At 40.2% G+C, this 11,017-nt stretch carries 9 protein-coding genes; 6 read left to right on the forward strand and 3 right to left on the reverse strand.

The window, feature by feature from the left end; translation table 11 throughout:
- Positions 1-14: 14 nt before the first annotated feature.
- Entirely contained in the window at positions 15-1,601 is a 1,587-nt protein-coding gene (locus tag V7137_RS24780; protein ID WP_335700542.1) for an S-layer protein, read from the reverse strand.
- 359 nt (positions 1,602-1,960) lie between these two features.
- Between V7137_RS24780 and V7137_RS24785 the strand changes: the two genes are divergently transcribed.
- On the forward strand, positions 1,961-2,890 hold the full coding sequence (locus V7137_RS24785; protein ID WP_335700543.1) for a phosphate ABC transporter substrate-binding protein: 930 nt from the start codon (positions 1,961-1,963) through the stop codon (positions 2,888-2,890).
- Positions 2,891-3,052: 162 nt separating this feature from the next.
- Here the strand turns inward: V7137_RS24785 and V7137_RS24790 are convergent, their stop codons facing one another.
- Entirely contained in the window at positions 3,053-4,249 is a 1,197-nt protein-coding gene (locus tag V7137_RS24790; RefSeq protein WP_335700544.1) for an MFS transporter, read from the reverse strand.
- Positions 4,250-4,456: 207 nt separating this feature from the next.
- On the opposite strand from V7137_RS24790, the gene V7137_RS24795 reads away from it, so the two are divergent.
- On the forward strand, positions 4,457-4,762 hold the full coding sequence (locus tag V7137_RS24795; RefSeq protein ID WP_335700545.1) for a hypothetical protein: 306 nt from the start codon (positions 4,457-4,459) through the stop codon (positions 4,760-4,762).
- 123 nt (positions 4,763-4,885) lie between these two features.
- Here the strand turns inward: V7137_RS24795 and V7137_RS24800 are convergent, their stop codons facing one another.
- On the reverse strand, positions 4,886-5,992 hold the full coding sequence (locus V7137_RS24800; protein WP_335700546.1) for a CdaR family transcriptional regulator: 1,107 nt from the start codon (positions 5,990-5,992) through the stop codon (positions 4,886-4,888).
- A 145-nt stretch (positions 5,993-6,137) separates the two neighbouring features.
- Between V7137_RS24800 and V7137_RS24805 the strand changes: the two genes are divergently transcribed.
- From V7137_RS24805 to larE, 4 genes are all read left to right on the forward strand, one after another.
- Positions 6,138-7,307, forward strand: coding sequence for a glycerate kinase (locus V7137_RS24805; RefSeq protein ID WP_335700547.1), 1,170 nt, complete (start codon positions 6,138-6,140; stop codon positions 7,305-7,307).
- A 69-nt stretch (positions 7,308-7,376) separates the two neighbouring features.
- On the forward strand, positions 7,377-8,345 hold the full coding sequence (locus V7137_RS24810; protein WP_335700548.1) for a 2-keto-3-deoxygluconate permease: 969 nt from the start codon (positions 7,377-7,379) through the stop codon (positions 8,343-8,345).
- Between the two features lie 292 nt (positions 8,346-8,637).
- Positions 8,638-9,900 (forward strand): nickel-dependent lactate racemase, encoded by a 1,263-nt coding sequence (larA, locus tag V7137_RS24815; RefSeq protein ID WP_335700549.1) that lies wholly within the window; start codon positions 8,638-8,640, stop codon positions 9,898-9,900.
- 103 nt (positions 9,901-10,003) lie between these two features.
- Positions 10,004-10,816: an ATP-dependent sacrificial sulfur transferase LarE gene (gene larE, locus V7137_RS24820; protein WP_335700550.1), complete on the forward strand. Its 813-nt coding sequence runs from the start codon at positions 10,004-10,006 to the stop codon at positions 10,814-10,816.
- Positions 10,817-11,017: the final 201 nt, after the last annotated feature.

An 11,017-nucleotide genomic window follows, 5' to 3' on the forward strand; every position in this document is an offset into this window, starting at 1 on the left:
CCCTTTTACTTTTACTATTTACTTTCTTCCTTCTCTTTTTGTATGCTCATGAAAATAGGGTTGGAGTAAAACCATAGGTCTTGATAGTTTCGTTTGTTGATTTCGGCAAAGCGCGTTTCATTGTCCTCAATATTAGTCATTGGATCGATCAATGGCTCACCATTACTTGTTTCTCCTGAGACATTCACCCCTAAATTCGTGCCTCTTAGACGGAAGTATTGGTCCTTGCTCGCTTTCACTTTATAAGTGATGACATGGTAGCCGTGATCATCCGTTTTCCAATCTTTGCTTGTGAATCGTTTCATGACTTTAGTCGTATCGTTGGTGTTTTTACTGTAAGCAGGTGTGCCCGGTACGGCTTTCCCTGTTACTTCACCGGAAATGAGATCGACATGATTCACTTGAACCGCGTCGCCATTGTTGTTCTTTTTCGGGCTTTTGAATCGGATTGTAAGTTTAACCATTTGTCCCTCTTTTACTTTTAGATCTCCGCCCATTCCTGCTTTGCTGCCGCCGCCAGCAGCATGGAAATCAAGTTCGTTAATTAAGTCCCCAAATACAGAGAAAGATTTCCCTGACTTCATGCCATCTAGAACATCTTGCATCGTAGAACCGTTCACCCATGTATAATTTTTGGAATATTCTCCAGGCCAGTACCCACTAGAGTAGAGGCGGTTATTGCTGATTTCGAAGTGGGAGTCCGAGTTGGAAAAGTTCCAGAACCGTCGTCCTTCACCGAGAAGCGCATCCCAAATGCCGCCGACCTTCGCAAGCATGTAATCGGAACCGCCGTATGTCCGATTTTCAGGTGTTTTCAGATTTAAGCCGCCTCTGTCGGGCTCCATCTGGTTACCTGGCATGCCTTCAAAGCCAAACACGACATCCGGAGCGATATTGTTGAAGTCACGGAAATCCGAAATCGTGTACACCCTTTTTCTCGAAGGATGGTTCAAGATAGCATAACTAGTATTCTTATACTTTTTTTCAAGCCATGCTAAGGCTGTCCGTGCATCTTGAGCCGTTGTGTAGGCTCTTTGTTCCTGTGCTTTCCAGACCGCTGTATCTGCCGGATCAAACATCTTTTCATCCCGGTTTGTAAACAGATACTCAAACTGATTTCCTGCTTTTAAACTTTTCGCTGCTCCTGGCTGGTCTCCCAGAATGCCGATGCCGACATGCTCATAAGTAGGCATGTCCCATTCGAATCCCGAAAAGATCATTTTATTTTTATATTTCCCTGCTTCCTGCAGTTGTTTCATTTTCGGAGCTTGATATTGAATAATTCCCTGAGACAGCGGAATGGGCCCGCCAGGAATCGGGTTTCCTTCATCATCCCGTGACGACATTCTCAAGTGATCAGAAATGGCCATCCAATCCATCCCATACTTATCAAAGGCGTTGTCTAGTACTCTTTCAAGCGTCTGAGATCCTTCCGCATCGTCGGATTGAGCGGTATGGGCGTGATATTCTCCGCTCAACCACCGGCCGCCAGAATTCGTCTGGTTGTTGTATTCTGTATCTTTTGCAGCCACCGGCAAACCTTGAGACAAAATGGTAAGGCTGAGAGCCAAGGCCGTTATTGGTTTAAATTTATTTAACATTTTCCAATCCCCCAAAAATATTGATAGTCTTTCAAACTAATATTATGAAATTAGTATTAAGATTTTGTTTGAAGAGTGTATGGTTTTTGTAAAAGTTTCTTTATAAAATCTAACAAAATATTTTTTTGCACCAAGTAGAACTGAAAGGATCTAATCTAACCTTTGATGGATGAGATTGAAAGCTACCCCCTATCTATTGGTCTCCAATTCCATTTAAAATATCGATTTAGATAATGAGAGAAAATACTAATTTACAAAACCTTTACATTTCCTTTAAACGGAATTAATACTTTTGTCCTATATTTATAGCTGTTAGGCAAAATAAAAAACATACAATCTTCTTAGGGGGAATTAAGAGAATGAAAAGCTTAAAAAAATTAAGCCTACTTACACTATTTGCAGCATTAATGGTATTCATGGCTGCTTGTGGAGGCACAACATCTTCAGATAAGACAGAAGGAACTACGAAGAAAGAAACAGCAAAAACGGAAGAAAAGAAAGAACTTTCAGGTTCATTAATCGTATCAGGATCATCAGCAATGCAGCCATTAGTGGCAGCCGCTGCTGAAGAGTTTATGGCTGAAAATCCAAAAGTTGATGTTCAAGTAAATGCTGGTGGATCTGGTACAGGCTTATCACAAGTTGCTGAAGGATCTGTACAGATTGGTAACTCAGACGTATTCGCGGAAGAAAAAGAAGGAATTCCTGCTGATCAACTTGTTGACCATAAAGTAGCTGTTGTAGGTATGACTGCAGCTGTTAACCCTAAAGTCGGTATTAAAGATATTAAAAAAGAAGATTTAATTAAAGTTTTCACTGGAAAAATCACTAACTGGAAAGAACTTGGCGGAAAAGACCAAAAGATCGTACTTGTAAACCGTCCTGATTCTTCTGGTACACGTGCAGTATTCAATAAATTCGCTCTTGATGGTGCTACACCAGCTGAGGGAATCACAGAAGATTCTTCAAACACTGTTAAAAAGATTATTAACGAAACGGATGGTGCGATCGGTTACCTTGCATTCTCCTATTTCACTGATGACTCTGTAACACCTCTTGCAATTGACGGTGTTGAACCAACTGCAGAAAATGTACAATCAGGTAAATTCCCAGTTTGGGCTTACCAACATTCATATACTAAGGGTGAGGCTGCAGATCTTGCTAAAGCATTCCTTGATTATATGATGTCAGATGATATCCAAAATACTTTATTACAAGAGCAAGGATATCTTCCTGTCACAAAAATGCAAGTTGAACGTGATGCAAAAGGAAATCAAACTAATAAATAACGTTTAGAGTTCAAAAAGGTAAGTGCAAAGTAAAAAGTACCCGATAGTGTAGATACCTAAAAAAGGTCTACCTATTGAGTACTTTTTTGTATAATGAAGAAAAAAACAAGGCTTAAATTAACCGTTGTTAGGTAAACGACTGTTAATTTAAGCTTTTCCGTTTTATTTTTTTGTCCGATGTGTGGCCCAGGCGATCAGCGCGATGAGGATCATCAAGCCTCCTGTCAAACAAACACCTTGCCATTTCCACCAGCTCCAAGCATAGCCGCCAAGGCTTGAACCGAGGGAACCGCCCAGAAAATAACTGACCATGTAAACGGTATTTAACCGGTTTCTAGCCTCGGGCATTAAGCTGTAAATACGGGTTTGGTTGGAGACTTGTGCGCCCTGGACACCTAGATCTAAGAGAATGACGCCAATAAGAAGCCCCCATAAAGAGGTTCCAAGAAATCCGAAGAATAGATAGGATACTAGAGCGATCCCAATCAATAAACCCACCATTGCTTTTGCATTGAATCGGTCTGCCAGACGGCCGACTACAGGTGCACCTGCTACGCCTGCGATGCCCACTAAGCCAAATAATCCTGCCACTTCACTGCCATAATGATAGGGTGCTCCTTCGAGAAAAAACGATAAGGATGTCCAAAATAAGCTAAAACATCCAAACAGCATCGCACCAATTAATGAGGCTTCTCTTAAAATCGGTTGGGTAACGATTAATTGCCCGATAGACTTATAGAGCTCGGGATAGGATAAACGTGTTTCAGGATAGCCTTTTGGAAGAAATGTCCGTAAGATGATCGCTAAAGCTAACATCATTGCCGCGGCGAGCCAGTACATGGCACGCCAGCCAAGGCCTCCGCCAATGAGTCCGGAGACGGTTCTTGCTAAAAGAATCCCAATGAATAATCCACCCATGATCGTGCCGATCACTTTGCCGCGTTCCATTGGGGCTGCCAATTGTGCTGCAAAAGGAAGGATCAGTTGAGGGGCAACGGTTGTCACTCCTACTGCCAAACTCGCAATGTTCATCCAGAGAAGATTTCGTGCAGTGGCGACGCTAATAAGGGAAATCGTTACGGCGATCAACGAAAGGGCAATCAACTTTCGGCGTTCCTTCATGTCACCCAATGGCACAAATAAAAACATCCCCACGGCATAGCCAATTTGTGTAAACATGGCGATGTTGCCTACTTGGTGAGCATTGGCATGAAACGTTCGACCCATCTCTGCAAGGAGCGGTTGATTATAATAAAGATTCGCCACCGCCAACCCACAGGCAAGCGACATTAATAAGATTAACTTTTTAGACATGGTGGTTGGCGCCGTCCTCACTATGTCATCCGTTTTTGAAATCATGCACATGGCTCCTTTCTCTCAATCCCAGAGATTTACTAAATTCTACAAATATAAAGAAAAACCTTCCAAATTGTGTTAATAGCCAACGCCTCTTTTAAAAAAGGGCCTCTCTCCAGGGAGTATTTCTGGAAAATGTTTACTTCTAAGCCTTCCAATACTATTATTAAATTACTATGAAAATCTTATTAAGGACAAGGAGTAGTTATGATGATCATTATAAGTGATTTTATAGCTGATTTGATTGGTGATTTAATTGGTGGTGTATTGGAGGCCATTTTCCCTACTCCGAAGTCAAAACTAGAAAAAAACATAGATGAATTAAGGGAAGAAGAATGGTTTTCCCAATTGGATAAAGATGTTCGCTATCATTACATCATTTGGAATAACAGCAAAGTTAAACGCTATTTAAAGAAGCCTGAAAATATAAAAGTTCTCAAAAGTAGTGAAGATGAGAGGGGAAAATTTATTCATCTGGTCATCAAGGAGCATAAAAAATTTGTGGGGATCCGTTAAGAATTCTAGTTCAGCAGCTACAATGGGTTTCTCTTTAAAAAAGTATTGCCTATACATAAAATAGTGTCAGGTACCGTGGCAGGACAATTGTCTACACTTGGTACCTGACACTTTTGTGTTTTTCTAGTTAGCGTTTTCCTCGCTTTTTAACTTCTTATCTGACCAAAGAGCAAGCTGTAGTGTTAACGCATCTTTAAACCTTTTTGGATCATAGCCCGTTTCTTTTTCTATTTTGCTTAGTTGATAAATGAGTGTGTTTCGGTGAAGATATAAGTAATCAGCCGTTTGCTGGATATTTAAGTTATTTTTAAAAAAGACTTCTAAAGTATCAGCATATTTAAGCAAGGTTTTACTCATGATTCTATTAGTAAACCTTTCTCCCCATGCACGATCTATTTTATAAATTAACGCTTTTGGTTCCACTTCGGCAAATGAAATGATATCCTCTGCTTCATCACTGATTTGAAGGGCAAGGTCACAATCAATATAGGATTGGTTAAACTTACTCATTGATTTAAAAGAAGTGCTGTATGCAAGTCGAAATTTTAACTTCAGCTTTTTCAATTCCTCATATATCTTTTGTAGCTTTTTGTCTGATTCTTGCTGAGTGAATCCGGAAAAGGCGATAAACATTCGATTAATATTGATAAAGCCTACAAGGCTGTGTTTTTCACCAATTATTTCTTCTATTTTATTAGTTAATGTTTGATTCGTGATTGTGCGATCCGTCATTTGAATCACATGTGTGATAAATGGTGCCTGAAGCTTCAGGCCAATTAGGTTAAGCCACCGTTCGATATTGCTGTTGGATGGATAACTTTTCAAAAGCTCTTCGATAATCATTTCTTTCGTTCGTAGTTTCCATTCCAATTGAGAAGCGATAAATTTTTCTTTTATCATAAGCTCCGTAATCATTTTTACGATGCCGCCTAGCTCCTGTAACTCTTCGGGATTTCCTGTAATGCCAATCACTCCTACAATTCTATCTTGAAATTCAATCGGTAGGTTGATGCCGGGATGAGCCCCTTTCCAAACACCTTTTTCATTAAAAGGAATAATCAGTGTTTCACCGCTTTTTAGAACTTCAATGGCCCCCTCGTGAATATCGTCTATCCTAGAAGGATCACCGGATCCAATAATAATCCCTTTTTCATCCATAATGTTTATATTTCTATTAAGGCGTAGAGAGGTTTCTAGTACAATGGTTTGGGCAATTTCTCTCGTTAACATCTTTTTCCTCCGAAAAGTTAGTTAAATCGTACAAAAAATTCAAAAAATTAGTTCCTTTTTTTATATGGTACACACGATGTTTTCTATAATCAAGCTTAGTATAATGAAAATAGAAAAATGAAAGCGTATTCGAATGGGTGATAATATGAAGATTGTAATAGCCCCTGATTCATTTAAGGGGAGTTTAAGTGCAGTTGAGGCAGCCAGAGCGATAGAAAAAGGCATTCAAAATGCCTTTCCAGATGCCAATACTGTATGCCTTCCTGTTGCTGACGGTGGAGAAGGAACCTTAGATACTTTAGTTGCTGCCACATATGGACAAAAAATTCCGGTCACTGTTACGGGACCTCTAGGTCAAAAGGTTGAAGCTGAATATGGCATATTGGGTGATGGAAAGACCTGTGTCATTGAAATGGCAAAGGCTTCGGGGATCCCACTAATTTCCAGAGAAGAGCTTAATCCTTTAAAAGCAACTACCTTTGGAACAGGGGAACTTATTAAAAAGGCTTTAGATGATGGTTTTACGTCATTTATTTTAGCACTGGGCGGCTCAGCTACCAATGATGGCGGGGCGGGTATGCTTCAGGCTCTTGGTTTATCACTTTTAGATGAACAGGGAAACCAAATTTCCACTGGTGGTGCCGAGCTTGCTAAGATTCGTTCCATTGATTTAAGCGAGTTTGACAAGAGAATACCAGCTTGCCAATTTCTTATTGCGTCGGATGTAGAGAATCCTTTAATTGGCCCACATGGAGCATCACATGTGTTTGGTCCACAAAAGGGAGCAACTCCCGAGATGGTTATAACATTAGATGCTTGTCTAGAACATTGGGCAGATGAGGTTGAAAAAGTAACCGGTGTTCATCTCCACGATTTACCAGGAGCAGGAGCAGCTGGTGGAATTGGTGGAGCATTCCAAGCTTTTTTCCCTTCTAGAATGAGAAGGGGGATCGATGTGGTTATAGAATATACAGGCCTTCAGGCAGCTCTTGTGGGAGCAGACCTTGTCATAACAGGAGAGGGACAAGTAGATTTCCAAACGGCTTCTGGTAAGACTCCGATGGGAGTTGCGCAGGCGGCATTATTATTGAAAAATATTCCGACAGTCATTTTAGCTGGTACAGTAGGAACAGGAATAGAAGTACTTTATCAGTATGGAATTGTAAGCGTTCACAGCATCATAAACAAGCCCATGGAATTAAAAGAGGCCATGGAAACTGCCGGCGAATTGCTAGAAAAAGCGGCCGAGCAAGTGGTCCGTTCATTTTTTCATCAATTAAATAAAATAAAATTTCCCACAGTTCAAAGAGATTAGTATTTTTACGGTTATTGACCATTTTATTAAAAAATAAAATCTTTAATCCTAGAGAGGAGCTACACCGTTATGAAAATTAAAGCTACACTTGATAGAATTCCCGGCTCAATGATGCTATTTCCACTTCTCATTGGTGCAACACTAAATACGTTATTTCCTGGAACACCTACATTCTTTGGTTCCTTTACTGGTGCCCTTTGGACTGGCGCTCTCCCAATTTTAGCAGTATTCTTTTTCTGTATGGGTACAACATTAAGCTTCAAAGCCACACCTTATATCATGAAAAAAGGCGGCGTGTTATTAATCACAAAGATTGGCGTGGCTGCAATTGTTGGTATTATTGCTGCACAGTTCATAGGTAATGGAATGGTTCTTGGCGGGTTGTCTGTTCTGGCCATTGTTGCAGCTATGAATGACACGAATGGCGGTATGTATATGGCACTGATGGGTCAATTTGGTAAGCCTGAGGATGCAGGTGCTTATTCCATAATGTCTCTTGAATCAGGTCCATTCCTTACAATGCTTACTTTAGGTGCTGCTGGTCTTGCTGGTTTCCCTTGGCAAGCGATGGTTGGTGCAGTACTTCCATTAGTTCTGGGAATGATTGCAGGTAATTTGGATAAAGATCTTCGTGAATTTTTTGGGAAAGCGGGTCCTGTTCTTATTCCTTTCTTTGCATTTGGTCTTGGGTGCGGTCTGGATTTCAAAAAAGTGGCTGCTTCCGGTTTGACAGGAATCTTGTTAGGCGTTGCTGTCGTAGTTGTTACTGGTACTGCCCTATTCTTTGCAGACCGTTTAACAGGCGGGAACGGAATTGCAGGATTATCTGCTGCAACCACTGCTGGCAATGCCGCTGGAGTCCCTGCTGCTGTAGCTGCAGCAAACCCTGCCTATGCGGAAGTTGCGGGATCTGCAACTATAATGGTTGCTGCAAGTGTTATTGTAAGTGCAATTCTATGTCCAATAGTGGTTGCATGGTATGCAAACAGGCTTCAGAAAAAAGGAAAATTAAACCTGCAAGAGCGACAGGCAAGTTAAAATTTCCCTATGTAAATAATTTATAAATTATGCCCCTGAGAGCATTCTCGGGGGCTAATCTTTAGTTCATTGTAGTTATAAATGTCATTGTTTTTTCTAAAGCTACCTATTTAACAATTTGTCTATGTTAAATCTTATTGTTGATTTTGGCACCCAGTTGATTGGGGGGGAAGGGCGAAGACTCCTGCGGGAGACTCTCCGGACCGCCCGCGAACCGCACGAGCCTGGAGCGGAAATCAACAGGCAAGTGTAACAGAGCCAACATTTTAAAAATTGAAAGTGAGCGATTAAAATGAAAACAAACCTATTATATGGAAAAAATGGGCTGGAAGTTGAAGTGTCTGATGATGCATTTATTGTTGAACCTAATCATTTACCAGGTTTAGAAAATGATATTGAAGCCCTAAAAGAAGCATTAAAAAATCCAATTGGCACAGCACCTTTAAAAGAGATGGTGAAAGCATCGGATAAAGTGGCCATTGTGATCAGTGATATTACGAGACCAACCCCTAATCACAAGTTGGTACCTGTACTGATTGAAGAACTTAATCATGTTCCAATCGAAAATTTTGTTGTTATAAACGGTACCGGTACCCATCGTGACCAAACAAGAGAAGAATTTGTTCAAATGCTTGGAGATTGGGTTGTTGATAATGTTAGAATCATAAACAATCAATGTCATGATAAAGAAACATTAATGAATGTTGGAAGAAGTAAGTTTGGTTGTGATGTCTATTTAAATAAAGAATATGTTGAAGCAGATTTTCGGATTGTAACGGGCTTTATCGAACCACACTTTTTTGCTGGATTTTCTGGAGGTCCAAAAGGGATTATGCCAGGTATTGCTGGTATTGAAACGATTATGACCTTCCACAATGCAAGAATGATCGGGGATGCTCGTTCCACATGGGGAAATATGAAAGATAACCCTGTTCAAGAGATGACTCGTGAAATCAATCGTATGTGTAAACCTGATTTCATGTTAAATGTTACATTAAATAGAGAGAAAGAAATCACATCTGTATTTGCTGGCGAATTATATGAAGCCCATGACAAAGGATGTGAATTTGTAAAAGAACATGCCATGATCAAGTGTGAAGATCGATTTGATGTCGTGATTACATCCAATTCAGGTTACCCGCTTGACCAAAACCTTTATCAAGCTGTTAAAGGGATGAGCGCAGCACATAAAATTGTTAAAAAAGGCGGATCGATTATTGTTGCTTCAGAGTGCTCGGATGGACTTCCAAGTCATGGGAATTATTCGAAGATTTTTGAATTCGCTGATAGCCCGCAAGCTTTATTAGATCTAATCAATGATTCGAATTTTAAGATGTTCGATCAATGGCAGGTTCAGAAACAAGCTGTGACGCAAGTATGGGCAGATGTCTATGTATACTCCATCCTCACAGATGAACAAGTTGAGAGTGCCATGCTAAAACCTACTCATAATATCGAACAAACTTTAGAGGAATTGAAACAATCCTATGGAGAGAATATGTCGATTGCCGTTTTACCATTAGGTCCATTAACGATTCCTTTCGTGGAAGAGTAAAAAGGGTCAGGTTTAAAATGGAGGAAATGATAAAGAAAGCTTAGTTGAGGCGATTAGACAAGCTATGAAACTAGCCTCAAAACATTCGTAAAGGGTGATTGTCATGCTAGATTTGAAATATAACAAACTTCAAGAGATATTAAAGGAAATGAAAACAGTAGTTATCGCTTTTTCGGGGGGCGTGGACAGTACATTTTTATTGAAGGCTGCACTCGACACGCTTGGACGGGAAAATGTATTGGCTATAACAGCTGATAGTGAAACATACCCCTTTGAGGAATTGCAAGAAGCAATTAAACTCGCCGAACTCCTAGGTGCAAGACACGAGGTGATTCAGACATCGGAATTAAATATTCCAGGTTATTCTGAGAACACATCAAACCGATGCTATTTTTGTAAAAAAAGCTTGTTCGAGCATCTTGTACCTATCATGGAAGAGAGTAACTACAATAATGTAGTTTTCGGGCTAATCGCAGATGATCTTGGAGAGCACAGACCAGGAACAAAGGCAGCGAGAGAATATAACGTAAGGGGACCTCTTCAGGAAGCTGATCTTTATAAAAGTGAAATTCGTGAGCTATCACAACAAATGGGTCTACCAACATGGGATAAGCCTTCCTTTGCTTGCCTCTCATCAAGGATCGCTTATGGAGAGCACATTACAATAGAAAAACTGAAAAGAATTGATAAATCAGAACAAGCTATTCGAGCTATTGGAATTCGGCAAGTACGGGTACGGACCCATGGTGAAATTGCTAGAATTGAAGTAGAACCACAAGATATGCAACGTTTATTGGAAAATCATCAAGAAATCACAGCGAAGCTTCAAGAATTTGGATATACCTATGTCACGATGGATTTCAACGGTTACAAGAGTGGTAGTATGAATAAGGTTTTGCAAGAAGTAGAAAAGTAGAACAGACTTAGTTTAGGACAGCGGGTGATATTTTGAGTAATTTTGAAGATTTAGGTTTCAGTAAAGTAGATATTGATCGAGAAAGGCGCACCGGTTATCCAGAAGTGATTTATGGAGAAGGGAAAACGTCTGAACAAATTGGTCTGATCATGGGAAAGTTGATTGAAAGTCATGGCAAAGTAATGGTAACTCGTCTTTCAG

This window comes from Neobacillus drentensis, from assembly GCF_036962765.1.
Lineage (GTDB): Bacteria > Bacillota > Bacilli > Bacillales > Cytobacillaceae > Neobacillus > Neobacillus drentensis_C.

Bases quoted from the DNA above. Each gene is read 5' to 3' on its own strand.
- V7137_RS24790 (WP_335700544.1), bottom strand. From the start codon at position 4,249: ATGATTTCAAAAACGGATGACATAGTGAGGACGGCGCCAACCACCATG.
- V7137_RS24795 (WP_335700545.1), top strand. From the start codon at position 4,457: ATGATCATTATAAGTGATTTTATAGCTGATTTGATTGGTGATTTAATT.
- V7137_RS24805 (WP_335700547.1), top strand. From the start codon at position 6,138: ATGAAGATTGTAATAGCCCCTGATTCATTTAAGGGGAGTTTAAGTGCA.
- V7137_RS24800 (WP_335700546.1), bottom strand. From the start codon at position 5,992: ATGTTAACGAGAGAAATTGCCCAAACCATTGTACTAGAAACCTCTCTA.
- V7137_RS24810 (WP_335700548.1), top strand. From the start codon at position 7,377: ATGAAAATTAAAGCTACACTTGATAGAATTCCCGGCTCAATGATGCTA.
- larA (WP_335700549.1), top strand. From the start codon at position 8,638: ATGAAAACAAACCTATTATATGGAAAAAATGGGCTGGAAGTTGAAGTG.
- V7137_RS24780 (WP_335700542.1), bottom strand. From the start codon at position 1,601: ATGTTAAATAAATTTAAACCAATAACGGCCTTGGCTCTCAGCCTTACC.
- V7137_RS24785 (WP_335700543.1), top strand. From the start codon at position 1,961: ATGAAAAGCTTAAAAAAATTAAGCCTACTTACACTATTTGCAGCATTA.
- larE (WP_335700550.1), top strand. From the start codon at position 10,004: ATGCTAGATTTGAAATATAACAAACTTCAAGAGATATTAAAGGAAATG.